At 59.8% G+C, this 20,781-nt stretch carries 18 protein-coding genes; 13 read left to right on the top strand and 5 right to left on the bottom strand.

The genetic code is table 11. The annotated features are described in order from the left end of the window. Positions 1-3 precede the first annotated feature (3 nt). The 13 genes from CLV83_RS09045 to CLV83_RS08985 all read left to right on the top strand — a co-directional run bounded on the left by CLV83_RS09045 (position 4) and on the right by CLV83_RS08985 (position 14,068). Complete coding sequence (locus CLV83_RS09045) at positions 4-1,563, top strand: 3-hydroxyacyl-CoA dehydrogenase (RefSeq protein ID WP_132290788.1); 1,560 nt, start codon at positions 4-6, stop codon at positions 1,561-1,563. Further along, on the top strand, positions 1,563-2,768 hold the full coding sequence (gene pcaF / locus CLV83_RS09040) for a 3-oxoadipyl-CoA thiolase (RefSeq protein WP_132290785.1): 1,206 nt from the start codon (positions 1,563-1,565) through the stop codon (positions 2,766-2,768). Before CLV83_RS09045 ends, pcaF begins: the two co-directional genes overlap by 1 nt. Before the next feature lie 153 nt (positions 2,769-2,921). Beyond that, positions 2,922-4,568, top strand: coding sequence for a 2,3-epoxybenzoyl-CoA dihydrolase (gene boxC / locus CLV83_RS09035; RefSeq protein ID WP_243642347.1), 1,647 nt, complete (start codon positions 2,922-2,924; stop codon positions 4,566-4,568). A 27-nt stretch (positions 4,569-4,595) separates the two neighbouring features. Then, the gene (boxB, locus tag CLV83_RS09030) at positions 4,596-6,047 is read left to right on the top strand and encodes a benzoyl-CoA 2,3-epoxidase subunit BoxB (protein ID WP_132290779.1); all 1,452 of its coding nucleotides are present in this window, start codon (positions 4,596-4,598) and stop codon (positions 6,045-6,047) included. Between the two features lie 70 nt (positions 6,048-6,117). Next, a complete protein-coding gene (gene boxA / locus CLV83_RS09025) occupies positions 6,118-7,338 on the top strand; it encodes a benzoyl-CoA 2,3-epoxidase subunit BoxA (protein WP_132290776.1) in 1,221 nt (406 codons plus the stop codon). A gap of 24 nt (positions 7,339-7,362) precedes the next feature. Continuing rightward, complete coding sequence (locus CLV83_RS09020) at positions 7,363-7,800, top strand: acyl-CoA thioesterase (protein WP_132290773.1); 438 nt, start codon at positions 7,363-7,365, stop codon at positions 7,798-7,800. Then, positions 7,793-8,692: a helix-turn-helix transcriptional regulator gene (locus tag CLV83_RS09015; RefSeq protein WP_165900271.1), complete on the top strand. Its 900-nt coding sequence runs from the start codon at positions 7,793-7,795 to the stop codon at positions 8,690-8,692. Before CLV83_RS09020 ends, CLV83_RS09015 begins: the two co-directional genes overlap by 8 nt. A gap of 108 nt (positions 8,693-8,800) precedes the next feature. Further along, complete coding sequence (locus CLV83_RS09010; protein WP_132290767.1) at positions 8,801-9,958, top strand: ABC transporter substrate-binding protein; 1,158 nt, start codon at positions 8,801-8,803, stop codon at positions 9,956-9,958. Between the two features lie 66 nt (positions 9,959-10,024). Next, positions 10,025-10,891: a branched-chain amino acid ABC transporter permease gene (locus tag CLV83_RS09005; protein WP_132290764.1), complete on the top strand. Its 867-nt coding sequence runs from the start codon at positions 10,025-10,027 to the stop codon at positions 10,889-10,891. A 3-nt stretch (positions 10,892-10,894) separates the two neighbouring features. Further along, positions 10,895-11,932 (top strand): branched-chain amino acid ABC transporter permease, encoded by a 1,038-nt coding sequence (locus CLV83_RS09000; RefSeq protein WP_132290761.1) that lies wholly within the window; start codon positions 10,895-10,897, stop codon positions 11,930-11,932. 1 nt (position 11,933) lies between these two features. After that, the gene (locus tag CLV83_RS08995) at positions 11,934-12,677 is read left to right on the top strand and encodes an ABC transporter ATP-binding protein (protein ID WP_132290758.1); all 744 of its coding nucleotides are present in this window, start codon (positions 11,934-11,936) and stop codon (positions 12,675-12,677) included. After that, complete coding sequence (locus CLV83_RS08990) at positions 12,670-13,377, top strand: ABC transporter ATP-binding protein (protein WP_132290755.1); 708 nt, start codon at positions 12,670-12,672, stop codon at positions 13,375-13,377. Before CLV83_RS08995 ends, CLV83_RS08990 begins: the two co-directional genes overlap by 8 nt. Positions 13,378-13,405: 28 nt before the next feature. Beyond that, entirely contained in the window at positions 13,406-14,068 is a 663-nt protein-coding gene (locus tag CLV83_RS08985; protein WP_132290752.1) for a nitroreductase, read from the top strand. Positions 14,069-14,092: 24 nt separating this feature from the next. Here CLV83_RS08985 and CLV83_RS08980 read toward each other — a convergent pair whose 3' ends face one another. The 5 genes from CLV83_RS08980 to CLV83_RS08960 all read right to left on the bottom strand — a co-directional run bounded on the left by CLV83_RS08980 (position 14,093) and on the right by CLV83_RS08960 (position 20,736). After that, positions 14,093-14,398 (bottom strand): hypothetical protein, encoded by a 306-nt coding sequence (locus CLV83_RS08980; RefSeq protein ID WP_132290749.1) that lies wholly within the window; start codon positions 14,396-14,398, stop codon positions 14,093-14,095. An 86-nt stretch (positions 14,399-14,484) separates the two neighbouring features. Next, entirely contained in the window at positions 14,485-14,940 is a 456-nt protein-coding gene (gene soxR, locus CLV83_RS08975) for a redox-sensitive transcriptional activator SoxR (protein ID WP_132290746.1), read from the bottom strand. 96 nt (positions 14,941-15,036) lie between these two features. Continuing rightward, on the bottom strand, positions 15,037-16,509 hold the full coding sequence (locus CLV83_RS08970) for an efflux transporter outer membrane subunit (RefSeq protein ID WP_132290743.1): 1,473 nt from the start codon (positions 16,507-16,509) through the stop codon (positions 15,037-15,039). Continuing rightward, on the bottom strand, positions 16,502-19,579 hold the full coding sequence (locus tag CLV83_RS08965) for an efflux RND transporter permease subunit (RefSeq protein WP_132290740.1): 3,078 nt from the start codon (positions 19,577-19,579) through the stop codon (positions 16,502-16,504). The genes CLV83_RS08970 and CLV83_RS08965 overlap by 8 nt, the downstream gene beginning before the upstream one ends. Then, on the bottom strand, positions 19,576-20,736 hold the full coding sequence (locus CLV83_RS08960; RefSeq protein WP_132290737.1) for an efflux RND transporter periplasmic adaptor subunit: 1,161 nt from the start codon (positions 20,734-20,736) through the stop codon (positions 19,576-19,578). The genes CLV83_RS08965 and CLV83_RS08960 overlap by 4 nt, the downstream gene beginning before the upstream one ends. Positions 20,737-20,781 lie beyond the last annotated feature (45 nt).

Here is a 20,781-nt window from a genome sequence, read left to right as displayed (position 1 = left end):
GCCATGACAACTAACTATCTCACCGCCGACGCCATTAAAACCGTCGGCGTTATCGGCGCAGGCACCATGGGTGCCGGCATCGCCCAGGTGGCGGCCCAGGCCGGTCATCCGGTGATCCTCGTGGATATGAACGCCGAAGCGCTGGAGCGCGGCATCGCAGGCATCCGTAAGGCCCTGAGCCGACTGGCCGAGAAAGGCAAGATCACTGCGGCTGCAGCCGATGAGATCGGCAACCGCATCAACCCCGCCCAGGAGCTCAGCGCTCTGGCCGACACCCAGCTGGTAGTTGAGGCGATCGTAGAGAAGCTGGAGGTGAAGCAGTCGGTGTTTGCCGAGCTGGAAACCATCTGCAGCGATACCACGATTCTTGCCAGCAACACCTCATCGATATCCATCACCTCCATCGCCTCGGCACTGAAACACCCGGAGCGCTTTGCCGGTCTGCACTTTTTCAACCCCGCGCCGGTGATGAAGCTGGTCGAGGTGATTCATGGCCTGGCCACGGCCGGGCCGGTGATCGATACGCTGCTCGAGCTTACCAAAGGCTGGGGCAAGGTGGCCGTCGCTGCCAAGTCTTCTCCTGGCTTTATCGTCAACCGCGTCGCCCGTCCCTTCTATGCCGAGGGGATGCGACTGGTTGAAGAGGGCGTTGCCGAACCCGCCCTGGTCGATGCACTGATGCGCCAGAGCGGCGGCTTCCGCATGGGGCCGTTCGAGCTCACCGATCTGATCGGTCAGGATGTGAACTACGCCGTCACCTGCTCGGTGTTCGCGTCCTACTACAACGACCCCCGTTTTAAACCTTCACTGGTACAGAAAGAGCTGGTCGATGCCGGCTGGCTGGGACGCAAGTCCGGCCGTGGCTTCTACCGCTACGAAGAGGGCAAACAACAGGCAGAGGAACCGGAATGGGACGAAATCCGCTTCGGCGGTTTTTTCCAGATTCGCGAAGTGGTCAACTCGCCGGCAATCGGTGCCCTAGTGACACGGATTCAGGATAGCGGGGTCGTTATCCCCCAACTGTCCGAGGGCGAAACCGGCGAGATCCGCTTTGCCAACGGCGCCCGCCTGATGCTGACGAACGGCCAGACCACGCTGGAGCGCAGCCAGGCGATGAACGATCCCTTCCTGATTCAGATGGATCTGGCCCAGGACTACACCAGCTGCACCGCCCTGGCGATCAGTGCCCGACCGGAACTGCCAGAAGAGGTCTGGACCGAGGTTTACGCTCTGCTCGACTTCCTCGGTATCAAAAGCATCCGCGTCAAGGACATGCCCGGACTGGTAGTGATGCGCACCGTTGCCATGCTGATCAACGAAGCCTGCGATGCACTGCACCTGGGAATCGCCAGCGCCCAGGGTATCGACGATGCGATGCAGGCAGGCCTCAATTATCCACAGGGTCTGTTTGCATGGGCCGACCAGCTGCGCCCGGCCTATGTAGCCGAGGTGCTGGAAAACACCGCACGTTTTTATGCCGACGACCGCTATCGCCTGTCGCCGGCGCTGCGTGTTCAGTCCCGTCTGGGCCAGTCGTTTTATGCAGCTCAAGGAGAACTCTGATGTCTGAAGCCTTTATTTGCGCGGCCAAACGCTCTGCCATTGGCCGTTACGCAGGCTCTTTGGCCGGTATTCGACCTGATGATCTCCTGGCACAGGTGATCGCCGGCACACTCAAGACGCTGCCCAGCTTTGATCCGGCCGCCATCGATGATGTTCTGATGGGTTGCGCCAACCAGGCCGGCGAAGACAACCGCAACGTGGCGCGCATGTCGGCACTGCTGGCGGGGCTGCCCTCCAGCGTGCCCGCTGCCACGGTCAACCGTCTGTGCGGCTCAGGCCTCGATGCTGTCGGCACCCAGGCACGGGCGATCAAGGCCGGCGAGCTGGAGATCGCCCTGGCGGGCGGTGTCGAGTCCATGTCCCGTGCGCCCTTCGTCATGGGCAAAGCGGAAAGTGCTTTCGCGCGCAGCCACAAGCTGGAAGACACCACCATGGGGTGGCGCTTTATCAACCCGCTGCTAAAGCAGATGCATGGCGTCGACACCATGCCGCAGACCGCGGACAACGTGGCCGCGGAATATCAGATATCCAGAGAAGACCAGGATCTGTTCGCTTTTAACAGTCAGCAGAAGGCCCACGCTGCGCAAAGCAAGGGGCTGTTCGACGATGAGATCCTGGAGATCCAGATTCCGCAACGCAAGGGGGATCCTCTGCGTGTCGATCGCGACGAGCATCTGCGCCCGGACACCCAGTTGGAAAAACTGGCCAGCCTGAAACCGGTCAACGGCGAGGGCGGCTCGGTCACCGCCGGCAACGCTTCCGGTATCAATGATGGCGCTTGTGCGCTGCTACTGGCGAGCGAGTCGGCCTGCAACAGTCATCAGCTTGAGCCCAAGGCCCGCGTACTGGGCATGGCCACCGCGGGAGTCGACCCGCGCATCATGGGAGTAGGCCCCATCGATGCGGTCAAACGGGTGCTACGCCTGACCGGCCTCAGCCTTGAGCAGATGGACCTTATCGAGCTCAACGAAGCATTCGCGTCCCAGGCCCTGGGCGTTATGAAAGGACTGAATCTGGACCCGGCAGACCCCCGCATCAATCCCCAGGGAGGCGCAATTGCGCTGGGTCACCCGCTTGGCATGAGTGGCGCCCGCCTGGTGACCACCGCCACCTACCAGCTGCATCGCTCCGGCGGCCGATATGCACTTTGCACCATGTGTATCGGTGTAGGCCAGGGTATCGCAGCGATTATCGAGCGCGTCTGAGTACTTCCGGTACCACTTTGAGCCCCACTCAACGACCAGATAGGAACTATTAGTCATTTTCAAGTAAACATATTGCACTTTATTGTGGAACATCAAAGAAGCATGCACTATATTACATATCACGCTCTTAAAAATAATAACCGAGGACAAGAGATGATCGATTTCCAAACCCAACCCTCTGAGTACAAGCACTGGAAGCTGAAGTTTGACGGTGACATTGCCACCCTGGTGATGGACGTCTCCCCAGAAGCGACGCTCAAGCCGGGCTACGAGCTGAAGATGAACTCTTATGACCTTGGTGTGGATATCGAGCTTTACGATGCCATTCAACGTCTGCGCTTCGAACATCCGGAAGTCAAAACGGTTGTCGTGACCTCTGCCAACGAAAAGATCTTCTGCGCTGGCGCAAACATCCGCATGCTGGGTCTCTCCACCCACGCCCACAAGGTTAACTTCTGTAAGTTCACCAACGAGACCCGTAACTCCATCGAAGACGCCAGCGAAAACTCCGGCATGAAATTTATTGCCGCTGTTAACGGCACCGCTGCCGGCGGCGGCTACGAGCTGGCCCTGGCCACCGACGAAATCCTGCTGATTGATGACGGCAACTCTGCTGTTTCTCTGCCGGAAGTGCCGCTGCTGGCCGTACTGCCGGGTACCGGCGGCCTGACCCGCGTGGTCGATAAGCGTAAGGTGCGTCGCGACCATGCCGATATCTTCTGCTCCATCGAAGAGGGCGCCCGCGGTCAGCGCGCCGTAGACTGGCGTCTGGTCGATCAGTCCATTCCGCGTTCCAAATTCGCTGAAGCGGTGCTCACCCGCGCCACTGAATTGGCCGCACTGAGCGACCGCCCCGGCGGTGCAGGCTGTCAGTTAAGCCCGCTGCAGCGCGAGATCAGCGACAACGGTGTCGAGTACTCCACCGTCTCCGTATCCATTGATCATGACAAGCGCACTGCCAGCATCACGTTGAAAACCAACGCCGCCGAGATGCCCGCCGATGCCGCTGCGGCGCTGGCCCAGGGCGATCAGTTCTGGCCGCTGCGCCTGACTCGCGAGCTGGACGATGCACTGCTGCATCTGCGTACCAATGAAACCCTCGAAGGCGTGATCAGCCTGAAAACCCAGGGCGATCTGAGCGCCGTAATGGCCGCCGATGCCTTCCTGCAGGCCAACGCCGATAACTGGTTTATCCGCGAAGTGATCGCCTACTGGAAGCGCACCATGAAGCGTGTCGACATGTCCTCGCGCTCGCTGTTCACCCTGGTGGAACCGGGCAGCTGCTTCGGTGGCTTCATCGCCGAGCTCCTGTTCGCCTCCGACCGCACCTACATGCTGGATGGTCAGTTCGAAGATGATGACCGTCCCGCCGCCAGCATCGAACTCAGCGCAATGAACTTCGGGCCACTGCCGATGAGCAATGGTATCAGCCGACTGGAAACCCGTTTCCTTGGCGAGCCGGAATCCGTGACCCGCGCAGAAGCACAGATTGGTAAAGCGCTGGACGCCAGCGCGGCCAAATCTCTGGGACTGGTCACCGACTCCCTGGATGACATCGACTGGGAAGATGAAGTACCCGCGGTTATCGACCTGCGCGCCAGCTTCTCACCAGACGCACTCACGGGGATGGAAGCCAACCTGCGCTTCGCCGGCCCCGAAACCATGGAGACCAAGATTTTCGGTCGCCTGACAGCTTGGCAGAACTGGATCTTCCAGCGTCCCAACGCTGTATCCGAAGAGGGGGCTTTGAAGCTTTACGGCACGGGTACCCGCCCCAACTTCGACTTCAACCGTGTCTAACGATCACGCAAGGTAGGAAAAATAAAAATGAGTGAATCCGTACGCGTAGAAGTAAATTACGACGACCTGATCCCCAACAACGTCAACCTCTCGAGCGATCGTCGTCTGTTGAAAGCACTGGAAGAGTGGCACCCCGGCTACATCGACTGGTGGAAAGATATGGGCCCCGAGGGCTGGAACGACAAAGAGGTCTACCTGCGCACCGCCGTCGGCGTAGACCCCAAGGGCTGGGCCGTATTCGACCACGTCAAGATGCCCGATTACCGCTGGGGTGTGCTGCTGGCACCGAAGGTAGAAGGCCGCACCATCCCGTTCGGCAAGCACAAGGGCGAGCCGGTCTGGGAAGAGGTTCCCGCTGAGTACCGTTCCATGCTGCGCCGCCTGATCGTGATTCAGGGCGATACGGAACCCGCTTCCGTTGAGCAGCAGCGTCACCTGGGTGCCACCGCACCTTCCCTGTATGACATGCGTAACCTGTTCCAGGTCAACGTGGAAGAGGGCCGCCACCTCTGGGCGATGGTCTACCTGCTGGTGAAATACTTCGGTAAGGACGGTCGTGAAGAAGCCAAGATGATGCTGGAGCGTCGTTCCGGTAACGATGACAAACCGCGTATTCTCGGTGCCTTCAACGAAGAGACGCCGGACTGGCTGTCGTTCTTCATGTTCACCTACTTCACCGACCGTGATGGCAAGATGCAGCTCGAGTCTCTGGCTCAGTCAGGCTTCGATCCGCTATCGCGCACCACCCGCTTCATGCTGACCGAAGAAGCCCACCACATGTTTGTCGGCGAGTCCGGCGTTCAACGTGTGCTGGAGCGTACCTGCGATGCGATGAACGAAGCCGGTATCAGCGATCCGTACGATATCGAGGCGATCCGTGCCCTGGGCGTTATCGATCTGCCGACGATCCAGAAGAAGCTCAACTTCCACATGTCGGTGACCCACGACCTGTTCGGCGCCGAGCTCTCCACCAACGCGGCAGCGGCCTTCGAGGCGGGTCTCAAGGGCCGCTTCAAGGAGGAGAAACTGGAAGACGATCACCAGCTCTACAACGAAACCTATCCGGTTATGCAGGTGGTCGACGGCCAGCTGGTAGAGAAGGATGAGAACGCCATCGCCGCTATCAACAGTCGCCTGTTGGATGACTACATCACCGATGCCAAGGGAGGCATCAAGCGCTGGAACAAGGCGATCGCCAAGCTGGGTATCGACTTTGAACTGAAGGCACCGCATAAGGCATTCAACCGCAAGATCGGTCAGTTCTCCGATATCAATGTGACCCCTGAAGGTGAAGTTGTAGACGCAGACACCTTCACCGCCAACCTGGAGAACTACATGCCTAGCGAAGCGGACCTGGTGTTCATCAACGGCCTGATGAAGCCCTGTTATGAACGCGGTCAGTATGCCGGCTGGATCAAGGAACCCAAGGTTGGCATCAACAGCCAGCCGGGTGATTTCGAATACGTTCGTCTCGCCTGATCCATCGCTGAGAACGCCCCACCGGCAATCCGGTGGGGCACCCAAATAATAAGAATCGAGAGAGCCCGTTATGACAGCGCTACGTCAGCATCTAATCGACCCTGAAGTCTGTATCCGTTGTAACACCTGCGAAGAGAACTGTCCGATCGAGGGAGCCATCGAGCACAACGAGGACAACTACGTTGTTAACGCGGATCTGTGTAACTACTGCATGAGCTGTATTTCTCCCTGCCCCACCGGTGCTATCGATAGCTGGCGGGTGGTAGAGAACGCTTACTCTCTCGACGATCAATACTCCTGGGACGAGCTGCCCGAGCAGATCGAAATCCAGGATTCCGGTGCCGAAGATGGCAGCGAGGCCAGCGAAAGCGAAGCCACCGATATCCTTGAGATCGCCCATGCCGGTAACGGCATAGTGCCTGCACCTGCTACGTCCTCCAAACCCCGAATTAATCTCTGGACGCGAGAGAAACCTGCCCGCGCCACGGTTACCGGTAACTACCGCATTACCGAAGAGGGCACCGAGTCCGATATCCACCATATCGTGCTGGACTTCGGCGCCCAGTCTTTCCCAGTGCTGGAAGGCCAGTCCATCGGCATTATCCCGCCCGGGACCGATGCCAAGGGCAAACCGCACCAGGTGCGTCTTTACTCCATCGCCAGCCCTCGTGACGGTGAGCGCCCGGGCTACAACAACCTGGCGCTGACAGTAAAGCGGGTCACCTTCGAGGCCGATGGCGCCACCCAAGAGGGCCTGGGCTCCGGCTACATGTGCAACCTGAAGAAGAACGATGAGGTAATGGTTACCGGCCCGTTCGGCAGCACCTTCCTGATGCCCAATGATCCGGACGCCAACCTGATCATGATATGCACCGGCACCGGCGCGGCACCGTTCCGCGGCATGACCGAACGCCGCCGTCGCCTTGGCGGCCACGGCAAGGGTAAAATGCTGCTGTTCTTCGGCGCCCGTTCACCCAGTGAGCTGCCCTACTTCGGCCCACTGCAGAAGCTGCCTAAATCACTGCTCGACCAGGAGCTGGTATTTTCACGTATCAGCAACATCGATGACTCCAATAAGGAGTACGTCCAGCACCGCATGGCCAAGCGTGCGGAAGACCTGGCGGCTCTGCTGAACGACGAAAACACCCATATCTACGTCTGTGGACTAAAGGGGATGGAGCAAGGTGTTGAGGAAACCTTTAACAGCCTATGTGCTGATAGAGGGCTGGATTGGCCGCAGCTGCGCCAGCAACTGAGAAATGACGGCCGCTACCATATCGAGACTTACTGAGTTAACCGGATTAGAGGCCAGACCGTGACCCAGGCTCCCGTTGAGTATTTGAGACAGCCGCAGTGGAGCGACACCGACGCGGCACATATTGTCTTCACCGGACGTATCGCTGATTACGTGATCGAAGCAATTGACCACTTCATGCGCGAAGTGGTCGGTATCGCCTGGTTCGAGATGAACATGGACCACAACATGGGAACCCCGTTCGTCTCGGTCAGCTACGACATCTACAAACCGATCACGCCGCGTGGCCCGCTGCGCTGCCCGATTCTGGTGGAGAAGCTCGGTACTTCTTCGGTAATCTTCCATGTAGAGATATTCCTGGAAGACGGCACCAAGGCGGTGGACGGTCGTACCGTCAACGTCTTCGTCGACAAGAATATGAAAAAGATCGATATCCCCACGGATATCCGTGAGCGTATCCAGAACTACATGGATGCCGGAGGCAGTAAACATGGATGATCGAGCGAACGACAACGTTCTCGATAACGAGGAAACTCTGCAGCGCTATATCGACGATATAGGCAGCCGGGTTCGTGGCCTCAGGGCCAAGCGCGGCATGACGCGCAAGGACCTGTCCAAGCACTCGGATGTATCCGAGCGTTACCTGGCGCAGCTGGAAACCGGCAAATCGAATATCACCCTGGCGATCCTCTGGCGCGTGGCCGAGGCGTTCGATATTCCGTTTTCAGCGCTGATTCCCGATCTGCAGCGGGACCAGATCAGCCCGGTGCTGGCACGGTTTATCTCTTCACTGAATGCGGACCAGCAGACCACGGCGCTGCAGATTCTCAAGCGCCGCTTCAACGACCAGGTGTCTACCGGCCACGGCATCGCCCTGATCGGCCTCAGGGGCGCGGGCAAGACCACCCTCGGACAACAACTCGCCGAGCAGACCGGACGCCCCTTTGTACGCTTGTCATCTCTGATAGAAGAGCTTGCCGGCATGAAGATCGGTGCGATTCTCGACCTGGGCGGACAGAAAAAATTCCGCCGCATCGAGTCCCAGGCGCTCCAGCAAGTATTGGATATGGGCGAGCCGGTGATCCTCGAAACCGGCGGATCCCTGGTTTCCCAGACCGAAACCTTCAATCAGCTGCTGGAAAACTTTTTCTCCATCTGGGTGAAAACCTCACCGGAAGAGCATCTCTCCCGGGTGATGTCCCAGGGGGATACCCGCCCCATGGCCGGCTTCGACGAGGCGATCGAGGATCTGCGACTGATTCTTGAGGAGCGCGAGATCGATTACAGCCAGGCAGATTACGTACTCAATACCTCGCGACGCGATATCGGCGACTGCACTCAGGAGCTCAAGCGCGTCGTACAGCCCTATCTCGAAACAGGAGATCACTGAAGCCATAACAGGCGATACCGAGTATCGATAAACACGCAGCGGATCGGCCGGGTCCTGCTGCGCTGGAACAACCGGCCTATGACGAAAATAAGAATAAGGAGTCTACACATGAAGAAAGTGGCCATCGCCGCTGCACTGACCCTGGGCGCGTTTAACGTAGCAAATGTCAGTGCCGAGACTGTCAAAGTGGGTATGCTGCTGCCCTATTCCGGCGTTTACGCCGCACTGGGCAACGAGATCGAAGCAGGTTTCAACCTCGGACTTCAGGAGTTTGGGCCAGACCTCGATATAGAGATCGTCAAGGAAGACAGTGAAGCGGACCCGGGCAAGTCCCTGGCCAAGGCCCGCAAGCTGGTGCTGCAGGATAAGGTCGATGTGATGACCGGTATCGTCTCCTCCGCCGTTGCCGGCGCACTGCGTGATTTCGTCCACGGCGCCAAGGTCCCGCTGATGGTGACCAACGCCGGTAACGACAGCATCACCGGTTCCAGCTGCAGCCCCTATATCTCCCGTTTCTCCTTCTCCAACAGCCAGGTCAACGGCCCCATGGGCCAGTGGGTTTACGACCAGGGCATCACCAAGGTTTACACCATGGCGCCGGACTACACCGCCGGCCATGAGATGATCGAGGCGTTCACCAAGACCTTCGAGGCCGCTGGCGGCCAGGTGGTCGGCAGCGAATACACCCCGTTCCGTAAAACCAAGGACTTCGGCCCGTACCTGGCCAAGGCAAAATCCTCCGGCGCCGAAGCGATCTACACCTTCTATGCCGGCGGCGAGGCAATCTCCTTCGTCAAGCAGTACGACAGCTTCGGCCTGAAGTCATCCCTGCCGCTGATGGGCTCGGGCTTCCTCACCTCCCCGCTGTACGTTAACGCCGAAGGCCCCGCCGCTATTGGTGTGAAGACCGTGCTGCACTATGTGCCCACCATCGACTCCGACATGAACAACAGCTTCGTGCAGAAGTTTCAGCAGCTGAACGAGGGCCGCTCACCTTCCGAATACTCGGTGGCGGGCTACGATGCCGCCCATGCGCTCGCACTGGCGATCAAGGGTGGAGCTGATGACCGCGAGTCGATCGCCGCGGCGATCTCCAAGGTCTCCTTCACCGGCCCCCGTGGCGAGGTCCACATCGACCCGGCCAGCAACAACATCGTCCAACCCCTGTACGTGTATGAGACCGTTGCCGAGGGCGATGGCCTGACGCAGAAGGTACTTGCCCAGCTGCCTACCACCAAGGCTCCGGCAGACGGCTGTTCTCTCTAAGCTAGCTCACAAGCAATGGGTCGGACCTCGTGTCCGGCCCTGGGCAAAGTTCCTGGGGAAAGTTTCATGGATATCAGTTTTTGGATACTGCAGCTGCTTAATGCTCTGCAGCTATCGATGTTGCTGTTTCTGTTATCCGTCGGGCTGACGGTTATTTTCGGACTCATGCACTTCGTCAATCTCGCGCACGGTGCACTCTATGCGCTGGGCGCGTACATCGCCGCCAGTGTCGCCGCATCGATGGGCTACTGGGCGGGGGTTCTGGTGGCGCCTTTCGCGGTCGCCGTGCTGGGGCTGATCCTCTATCAGTTCCTGATCAAGCGGATGCGCTCCAGCGGTCCCATGGCTCAGGTGCTGGTAACCTTCGGCCTAATCTTTGCGCTGCTCGATATCACCCGGCTGATCTGGGGTGATCTCGCACTGGCCCTTGATGTGCCAGAACTGCTGGCCGGCCGCGTCAGCATCGGTGGCATCGAATACCCGGTATACCGCTTTTTCGTGATGGCAGTGGGACTGGTAGCCCTGGTGGTACTCCACCTGATGCTCACCAAAACACAGCTGGGTGCGATGATCCGCGCAGGTGTCGATAATGACAAAATGGCCGCCTGCCTGGGGATCAACGTGGAGCGTCTCTTCTTCCTGGTGTTCTGTGTCGGCTGTGCACTGGCTGGCCTTGCAGGAGCAGTGGCCGCACCACTGCTCTCCGTGGTGCCGGAGATGGGTGTGGATATCCTGATTCCCACACTGATCGTGATCGTAATCGGAGGTCTCGGCAGCCTGAAAGGTGCCATCGTCGGCTCACTGATCTACGGCTTTGTGCAGACCTTCGGTGCCGTTTTCGCGCCTCAACTCGCTTCGGTGATGATCTATGTGCTACTGGCACTGGTTCTGGTCATGCGCCCAAGCGGTCTCTTTCCGGCTAAGGGAGGATAAGCGATGTTTTACCAGACACCACTGCGCACTGCGGTCCTTCTGCTGTTCACGCTTGCCTGCATCTACGCTGCTTTCACCGCCGAGTACTTCGGTGTCGAAATACTCACCGAGATCATCATACTGGCGATGATCGTTCTGGCGCTTGACCTGGTGGCCGGCTTTGGCGGCATGGTCTCACTCTGTCATGGCGCCCTGGCCGGCGTGGGCGCTTATATCTTTGCGATATTTACCGCCAAGCTCGGTCTGCACCCGCTGCTCGCCATGGGCATAGCGGCACTGATTACCGGCGCGGTTTCCTGGGTGATCGGCACCATCTGCTCCAAGACACATGGTATCTACTTCATCATGGCCACCCTCGCCTTCGGTCAGATGGCTTACTCCTTTGTGTTTGAGTCCTCTTACCTCGGCGGCGACAACGGCATGGCTGGCATTCCACGCCTGGACCTCAGCATGATCGGCATTGATCTGTTCGACTCCAAGCAGTTTGCCCTGCTCTGCCTGGCCTGCCTGTTGGTCGCCTACCTGTTTGCCTGGCGCATTCTCACCTCCGGCCTGGGCCGCAGCCTTGTTGGCATCATGCACAACGAGAAACGCTCCCGCGCACTGGGACAGAATGTGGTGCAGATCAAAGCCCAGGTGTTCGCTCTGTCTGGTCTGATTTTAGGTCTGGCCGGCTCCCTGAGTGCCCAGCACATCATGTTCATTTCACCCAACCTGCTCTCCTGGACCCACTCAGGTGAAGCGTTGGTAATCGTTATTCTGGGTGGGCTCGGCACGTTGATCGGGCCGATTATCGGCGCTGCGGCCTTCGTCCTGCTCAAGCACGAAGTCAGCAATTACACCGATCACTGGCATCTGATCGTCGGCATTATCCTGATCATCGTAGTGATGGCCGGAGCCCGCGGTATCTATGGCGAAATCGAGCACCGTATTGCCAAAAGATGCGCCAAGAGAGTGCAAAAAGAACAAGCCCCAAAGCAGGCCAAAGAGAAAACCAAAGAGCACAGCCTCTCCCACGCCGGACTGAAAAAGGAGCACTGAGATGTTAGAGGTGTCCGATCTATGTAAACGCTTCGGCGCTCTGGAAGTCACCAAGAACGTGAGCATGCGCCTGGAAAAGGGTGAACGCCGCGTGATTCTCGGACCTAACGGCGCCGGCAAGACCACTCTGTTCAACCAGTTGGTGGGCGAAATCATTCCTGACTCCGGCTCAATCAAGGTCAATGGTCAGGAGGTTGGCGATTGGTCAGTGGAGAAGCGGGCTCGCTTTGGCCTCTCCCGCAGCTACCAGCAGAACACCCTGTTTGACGGCATCACCATCGGAGAGAGCCTGGGGCTGGCGGCCGCGGTATCCACTTCAAAGTCGATGTGGTTCTGGAAAGATTCACTCCAGGATGCGGACGTTAAGGCGATCGTACGCGATACCGCCGAACAGGTCGGGCTGGAAGATAACCTGGGTGCCAGAGTATCGGATGTTTCCTACGGTATCCGGCGTCAGTTGGAGGTTGGCCTCGCGCTTGCGACCCGGCCCAGCGTGCTGCTGATGGATGAGCCCACTTCCGGCGTTGGCCCGGAGATGATCGGCGCTTTTCACCGCCTGCTCGGGCGCCTGTCGCGGGAACTGACCATCGTCATTATCGAACACGATATGGACCTGGCCTTCGATGTGGCCGACAGCATGACCGTGCTCAACTACGGCGAAGTGGTGTTTGAAGGCACGCCCGGCGAGGCGCGCGAAAGCGAGATGTTACAGCAAATCTATCTTGGGGCTTGGGACGATGCTTGATATTAACGAACTGCAATCAGGATACGGCGAGACTCAGGTTCTGTTCGATGTTTCCCTTCAGGTTAAACCCGGCCGTGTGCACGCCATTCTGGGTCGAAACGGCGCGGGTAAATCCACCACGCTGAAAACCGTGATGGGACTGTTGAAAGCCAAGTCGGGCGCGGTAGAGTTCGATGGCGAACAGATCTCCGGTCGGCAGCCGTTCAAGGTGGCCGATATGGGGATCGCCTATGTGCCGGAAACCCGAGATATTTTCCCATCGTTAACCGTGTTGGAAAATCTGGAGCTCACCCAGCGTCGGTTTCAACACCGCGGCGGTGATAATGGCTGGACTCTGGAGAAGATCTACGAGGCGTTTCCCCGTCTCAAGGAGCGCGCCGGAAACTATGGTGACGAACTCTCCGGCGGCGAGCAGCAGATGCTGACCATCGCCCGGGCTCTGCTGATGAACCCGAAACTGCTGATTCTGGACGAGCCCACCGAAGGTCTGGCGCCGATTATCGTCAAGCAGATCCACAAGCAGTTGAGCGTCCTGAAACAGCAGGGGCTGACTATCCTGCTGGTGGAACAGAACTTCGGTTTCGCCACCAGCCTCGCGGACGATGTGTCGATCATCGGTAAGGGCCAGGTGGTCTGGCGTGGCAGCGCCAACGAGATCCGTGAGGACAAAGCAACACAGCACCAGTGGCTGGGCGTCTGACGCCCGGCCCCAGGGATGAGGTGATTTAATGAACGTCGATACAGCCATTATTAACCGCCGCACCATCCGCGCCTTCACCGACCGGCCGGTGGCGGACGAGCTGCTGCGCGAGATCCTTACACTGGCGGCCAGGGCTCCATCCAACGGTAACCTCCAGCCCTGGAAGCTGTATGTGCTGACCGGCGAGAAACTGGAGCGGCTGAAACTTAACATGCTAGACCGGCTGGAGTCCGGCGCACCGATGGACACGCCGGAGTACGAGGTCTATCCACGCCCGTTGCCGGAGCTCTATAACGAGCGCCGCAAGGAGGTGGGAGAAGATCTCTACCGCTTGATCGGCATCGCCCGTGATGACAAACAGGGGCGGCACGCCCAGTTCGCCAAGAACTCCCAGCTATTCGGCGCCAGCGTCGGCATCTTTGCCTATATCGACCGGCGCCTGGGGCCGGGGCAATGGATGGATCTGGGGATGTATCTGCAGAACCTGATGCTGCTGGCGGAGTCACGAGGCCTAGGCACCTGTGCCCAGGGCTACTGGTCCTTTTTCCACACCAGCGTTAACGAGGTTACCCAGGCTCCTCCGGAGCTGATGCTGGCCTGTGGCCTGGCCCTGGGTTACGTCGATGAGGAGGAACAGATCAACTCGCTACGCGCCAGCCGCGTTCCGCTGGAGGAGTTTGCGGTTTTCTAATACTGGCGAACGCGCCCTGTCCCGTCAGTCGTCTTTAAGCGCCAGCACCCTTACATCGACGCTCTGCCCCGCGGTTTCATCGCTAATCCGCAGGCAGTCTGGCGCCCGGTATTCAAGCACCACCAGGCCTGCAAAATCACTCTTAAGCAAACCGGCGCGCTCAACCTCCAGCAGGATATCCTTGTCGGTATCGGTGATGAACGACACCATCGTGTGATCGACGATCACACCGTACTGGTTGAGCTCGATCTCTACAGGTTCTGTGCTGTCGCTATCCAGATGGGCGAGCACCTCGACCCAGTGCTGCTTGGGGAAAAAACCCTTTGCCATTCAACCGCCTCAAGGAATGGGAATTGACTCACTATCTTTCCTTTCGCCGCCACAGAAGGCAACTGCAACCTGTCGGGATCATCCCATTATTCGCGCTCCAGCAACACCGGCCCGCTGGCGTCGTCACCGAGCACGTCATCCGGGTTTTTCAGCGGACAGTCGTCCAGTGAAAGACAACCGCAGCCTATGCAGCCGTCCAGCTCGTCACGTAGCCGACGCAGGGTTTCAATACGGCTATTGAGAATCTCGCTCCAGCGCGAGGACGCCTGCTTCCAGTGTTCCAGGCTGATCTTTACGCCATATTCGTAGCTGCCCAGGGTCTCCTTGATCTCATCCAGGGGGATACCGGCACGCTGGGCCACTTTGACGATGGCCAGGTAGCGCAGCACGCTGGGCGTATAACGACGCTGATTGCCGTTGTTGCGCTTGCTGATGATCAGCCCCTTGGATTCGTAAAAGTGGATCGCCGAAACGGCGACACCGCTGCGCTGGGATACTTCGCCCACGCTGAGTTCTCTTGGGGGGCCTGCGGGTTTATCCAAAGCCCTGTCCTCTCTTATCGTTGTTCGGTTGGTCTAGATTAGTCCTAAAAAGCCGGAGCGCCCGATTAACCGGAACGCTCCGGAAAATCGCTGGATTTAAGGGCCTTCAGTGTTAGCAAGCAGTGATGGACTCAGTGTCTGAGAGCCACCGCCCTGCCAGCCGCCGCCCAGCGAGCGGAACAAGCCGACCAGCGCCAATTGACGCTGAGTCTGAACATCTACCAGGCCACGCTTGGCGCTGAAGTCATTACGCTGCGCCTCCAGGTAACGCAGGTGATCATCGACACCGGCGTTATAGCGTGACTGCGATAACCGTAGCGCCTCGGTACTGGATCCTACCAGGGCCCGCTGAGCGCTTTCCTCTCTTTGCAAAGTATCGTTGGCCACCAGCGCATCCGCCACATCGGTAAACGCCTGCTGGATCGACTGTTCGTAGGCCTGGATGGCCATCGACTTGCGTACTTCGGCGAGATCGAGATTAGCCTGGTTACGGCCGCCATCAAAAATAGGCAGCGTCAGCCGTGGCATAAAGGCCCAGCTGCGCTGCCCTGAGGAAAACAGGTCGGACAACTCGGCACTGGCGCTGCCGTAGGAACCGGTCAGCGAGATACGCGGGAAAAACGCCGCCCGCGCCGCGCCAATACGGGCGTTGCGCGCCATCAGCTGACGCTCGGCAGCGCGAATATCGGGGCGCTGTTCCAGCAGCTCCGAGGGCATGCCGGGTTGCAGCTGTTGCTGGATCAGGTAGCCCGCAACCGGCTCCGCCGGCAGCAGCGAATCCTCCTCGGTGATGCCGGTCAGCAGCATCAGCGCGTTGCCGGCCTGGCGCACCTCACGGTCGATCCGCTCCAGCTCCACCCGCACCTGCTGCACCAGACCCAGCGCCTCCTGGTAATCCAGATCGGTGGCTGCGCCAAACTCACGCCGGGCGGCGATCAGCTTCAGCGACTCCTCCCGTGCCTCCAGGGTGCGGTTGGCCAGTGAATAACGCTGCTGCGCACCGTTGCGGGCGAGGAAGGTACGGATCACCTCCGCCACCAGGCTGATACGGGCGCTGTTGGCCGCCTCCTCGGTGGCAAGGTACTCCTGCAGCGCAGCATCGGAGAGGTTGCGCACCCGGCCAAACAGGTCCAGCTCGAACTCGGCCATCCCCAGGTTGGTCTGGTACTGGTGCTGAACATTGTTACTGCCGGGGGTACGCAGATCATCCGGCAGCCGCTGCCCCTGACCCTCGGAGTTAAGGTTGAGCCCCGGCAGCTGTTCGCTGCGCTGGATGCCGTAGGTGGCGCGGGCCGCTTCCACGTTGAGCAGTGCCTGCTTCAGATCGCGGTTATTATCCAGCGCCACCTGAACCATCCGGGCCAGCGCCGGATCGGTCACAAAGCTCTGCCAATCCAAAAGCTGAGCTGCCTGAGCAGCGGTATTTGCACCGACAACCTCCTGCTGCTGCCAGCTGTCCGGCACCGGCGCTGCCGGTCTTTCATACTCCGGCGCCAGCGAGCAGGCGGCGGTCAGGGAGGTCAGGCTTATCAGCAGAGTGAGCCGCTTGATCTGTACAATCTTAGGCATGAGATTGCTCCTCTACGGCTAGGCCCGCTTCGAGATCACGCTTGGACGGCTGTGCATGATTGCGCGCAATCAGGCTGTAGATGGTCGGCAGCACAAACAGCGTAAACAGGGTGCCGATCAGCATCCCGGTAACCACGACGATGCCGATGGCAAAGCGGCTGGCGGAACCGGCGCCACCGGCGAACAGCAGCGGCACCAAACCGGCCACCATAGCCGCCGTGGTCATCAGTACCGGGCGCATACGGATCACTGCCGACTTGTGCATCGCCGCCATGGGCCCGAGCTTCTCGTTGCGCTGGATATCGTTGGCGAACGAGACCATCAGTATGCCGTGCTTGGAGATCAGGCCGATCAACGTCACCAACCCGATCTGGGTATAGATGTTCATGGTGGTGTAACCGAGCCAGATCGGCAGCAGCGCGCCACAGATCGCCAGCGGCACGGTCACCAGGATGACCAGCGGATCACGGAAGCTCTCATACTGAGCCGCCAGCACCAGGAAGATCACGATCAGCGCGAAGCCGAAGGAGATCACCAGCTGGTTGCCCTCCTGCACGAACTGACGACTGTCGGAGAGCCAGTCGATACTGGCACCGGCCGGCAGCGGCTGGCTCTTCAGAAAGTCCACCGCCTGGCCCATGGTGACACCGGGCATCAGCACCGCCGACAGGGTCACCGCGTTCATCTGGTCGAACTGCGGCAATCGGTTGGGCGCCGCCTGAATGTTGACATCCACCAGGTTCGCCAACGGCAGCAGTTCGCCGGACTGGGAGCGCACGTAGTAACCGGTCAGATCCTGGGGACCGCGACGTTTGTCCTGGGGCACCTGGGCGATGACATCGTAGGAACGGTCGAACCAGTTGAAGCGGTTGACGTAGTTCTCCCCCACCAGCATCGCCAGGGTATCGGCGATCTCCGACATGGAAACCCCCATCTCACCGGCCTTGGCCGCATCCACCGTCAGCTTTGCCAGCGGGCTGTCGAAGGCCAGGTCGCTGTCCACGTAGGCGAACAGACCACTGCCCCAGGCAGCACCCTTGATATTCTCCAGCGCGCTATAGAGCTCGGTGAACTCCGCCGGCGCGCGCAACACCATCTGCACCGGCAGACCGCCGCTGCCCGCTGGCAGAGGCGCCGGCTGGAAAGCGGTGACATAGGCCCCGGTCACCGAGGATCCGCGACCATTCAGTGTCGCCTCCACCTGGGACGCACTCATCTGGCGTTCCTCCCAGGGGGTCAGCACCACACCGCCGAAGGCGTTGTTCTGGCCATCGGTGCCGTTGAGGAAGAAACTGTTCTGGTAATCGGGCAGCTGACGGAACAGGCCTTCAACAGCCTTGGAGGCGCGCTCGGTGTAATCCACGTTGGCGTATTGCGGCGCCTTCACCGCGGTGAACACATAGCCCTGGTCTTCACCCGGCGCCAGCTCGCGCTTAACGCCAAGGAAGAGGAAGACGATACCGGCCAGCACCACAACGCTGACCAGCAGCACCGCCGCACGGGCATGCAGGACTCGGTCCAAAAGACGACCGTAGGCGTTGGCCAGCGAGGTCATCGCCCGGTCAATAGTCTGCGCCAGGCGCCCTTCCGATACAGAGCTGTTCAGCAGTGCGCTACTCATCATCGGTGACAGCGTCAGCGCTACCACACCGGAGACCAGCACGGCGCAGGCCAGGGTAAAGGCAAACTCCTTGAACAGCGCGCCGGTGAGGCCGCCCATCAAGCCGATCGGCGCATAGACCGCTGCCAGGGTGATGGTCATGCCGATCACCGGCCAGACAATCTCGCGGGCGCCGAGAATCGCCGCCTTAACCGGCGTCAGCCCCTCTTCGATATGCCTGTGGATATTCTCCACCACGACGATGGCGTCATCCACGACGAGGCCGATGGCCAGCACCATCGCCAGCAGCGTCAGCAGGTTCAGCGAGAAGCCGAACATCAGCATCAGCGCCGCCGTGCCCACCAGCGACAACGGGATGGTAACGATGGGGATAATCACCGAGCGGAACGAACCGAGGAACAGGAAGATCACGACGATAACGATCACCACCGCCTCGAGCAGCGTCTTGATCACCTCATCGATGGAGGCGTTTACGAAGCGCGCCATATCGAAGACGTTGACGATCTCCATCCCCGGCGGCGCCGCCTTACGCAGTTCCGGCAGCAACGCCTCGACCCCAGCGACGATCTCCAGCGGGTTACCGTCCGGCGTTGGTGTGATCGCGATGGAGACCACGCGTTTACCGGCACCGAGGAAGCTTGCATCGTAGTTCTGCCCACCCAGCTCCACGGTGGCCACATCGCCAAGGCGCACCACGCTGTTATCGGCGCGTTTCACCACCATATCGCGGAACCCCTGGATGCTGCGCACCTCGGTGGATGCCTGGATCGGGATCAGCGTGTCCTTGCCGCGTAAAGCACCGGGGGCCGCCTGCACGTTGTTGGCGCGCAGCGCGTTGGAGAGATCGCCGGCGGTGAGACGGTAAGCCGCCAGCTTCACAGGATCAACCCAGAGACGCATAGCGTAGGTCTGCCCACCGTTCACATCGGCACCGGCCACACCGGGCACCGAGGTGATCAGAGGCTGTACCACGCGAGAGATGTAATCGGTGATCTCCGGAATGGTCTGGCTGTCGTTTTCAAAGGTCAGGTACTGCACCGCCGAGACACCGTCGGTGATCTTCTGGATCTGAGGGTCGAAGGCGCCTTCCGGCAGGCGGTATTTCACCTGCTGCACCTTGGCCAGCACCTCCGTCATGGCACGGTCGGCATCGGCGTTCAGCACCAGCTTGGCGCGGATCTCGCTACGTCCCATGGTTGAGGTCGATGTCAGGTATTCGATGCCGTTGGCACTGGCGATCGCCTGGGAGATCGGCGTGGTCACAAACCCCTGCATCACCTCCTGGGAGGCACCCGGATACTGGGTGGTCACCACAATGGTGGCGCTTTCCATCTTCGGATACTGACGTACCGGCAGCGAGAACAGAGAGGAGAGACCTACCAGAAGAATCAACGTACTCAGGGTGATGGAGAGGATCGGTCGCCGGATAAAGAGATCGGTAAAGGTCATGACTGCCCACCCTCGACGGCCGCTGCCTCCTCCGCATTCTGACCGCTGTTATCGGAGCCGGCGCCGACCACCTTGAGCTGGCTGTTCGGCTGTACCCGCAGCTGACCCTCGGTGACCACCAGATCGCCCGCCTTAAGGCCGCTGCCGATCACCACCTGGTCACCGATGCGGCGGCTGACAGTGACCGGCACAAACTCAGGTTTACCAATCTGTTCGGCGTTGAGCTCACGCACCACCAGCGCGGAATCGCCGTAGGCGGACGTCATGACCGCAGAGGCCGGCAACAGCAGTGCATCGGGCTCGGTATGCAGATCCAGCCGCACGCTGACATACATGCCGGGACGCAGTTGCTGGCCCTCGTTGACCATCAGCGCCTGCACCCGCAGGTTGCGGGTATCGCGGTTTACCTGAGGTTCCAGGGCGCTGACCTTGGCGGTCAGCGTTGCGCCCTCTGTGATCAGCTGGATCGGCTGGCCCACGGCGATATTACTGCGTTGGCGCTGCGGCAGATCAAAGTTGATAAAGAGCTCGGACAGGTTGGTCAGAGAGGCTGCAGTATCACCCGGATTCAGATACTGACCGAGATCGATATGACGTAGGCCCACCTCGCCATCAAAGGGCGCGATGATGCGCTTCTGCTGGATACGCGCCTCCAACTGTGCAATCTGGGCGCGGGCCTGATCATACTCGGCCTGGCGCTGCTGCAGCTCTTCCTGGGTCATGGCGCCGGAGGGCGCCAGCTGGCGGGCACGAGCCAACTGGTTACGGGTAAATTTCTCACGGGCTTTCGCTGCGGAGAGATCCGCCTCTTCCACCGAGGTATCCAGGGTCACCAGCACGTCACCGGCGGCTACCTGCTGGCCGGCGCTAAAATCGATAGACGCGACCTTGCCGGAGACCTCAGCTGTGAGCATCACCTGCTGTACCGCTTCCAGCTCACCGGGCACCTCCAGCGTATCGGGCACATCCTGGCTTTCCAGCCTGATTGCCGTCACATCCACCGGCGCGCCGCCATGCCAGCCACCGGATGCAGAGTTCTGCGTTTTCCAAAACCAGAGACCGCTGATAATCGCGGCCAGTACGAGAAGAACAACGATCAGTGTCTTCCACCCTGCTCCCTTGGCGGGAGAAGACTCATTCTGCACCTGTGGCGTCATTGGCAATCCGTCCTAACTATTTCATTGCCCAGCGGCCTTCATCCG

This window comes from Marinobacterium mangrovicola (assembly GCF_004339595.1).
Lineage (GTDB): Bacteria > Pseudomonadota > Gammaproteobacteria > Pseudomonadales > Balneatricaceae > Marinobacterium_D > Marinobacterium_D mangrovicola.
This window is presented reverse-complemented; position numbering and strand designations above follow the sequence as displayed.